This window comes from Virgibacillus sp. M23 (assembly GCF_034190895.1).
GTDB classification, from domain to species: domain Bacteria; phylum Bacillota; class Bacilli; order Bacillales; family Amphibacillaceae; genus Virgibacillus; species Virgibacillus salarius.
In genome coordinates this window covers 1-385 of the sequence record NZ_JAWDHA010000381.1, presented here as the reverse complement: position 1 = coordinate 385, position 385 = coordinate 1, and the positions used below count along the sequence as shown (strand labels likewise).

Genomic DNA, 385 nt, shown 5'->3' with positions numbered 1-385 from the left:
GGTACAGTTACCAGACACCACGCCATATGTGGAATATATTAAGTGGCTACAGAAACAGCCAAAAAATAAGGCAAAGCAGTTCTGGCAACAGTATGTGGAAGGATATACGAATCAGGCGAAGTTACCTAGTAAAGAGAAACGAAGTGAAGCCTTTACGAAAGAGCGCTTAGAATTTACGATTGATCCAAAAATGACCGAAGCTTTAAAACGAATTAGTAAACACCATCAAGTAACCTTAAACAATGTCATCCAAACGGTATGGGGAATCCTACTCCAAAAGAATACAAACTTAGATGATGTCGTATTTGGCTCGGTCGTTTCCGGAAGGAATGCAGAAGTAGAAGGTATTGAGGAAATGGTAGGATTATTCATAAACACAGTACCA

The 385-nt window shown here is 39.5% G+C and carries 1 protein-coding gene; it reads left to right on the top strand.

Annotated features, from left to right (window positions below; genetic code table 11):
* A partial coding sequence (locus RVS70_RS23110; RefSeq protein WP_321135083.1) for a condensation domain-containing protein occupies positions 1-385 on the top strand: 385 nt, incomplete at both ends.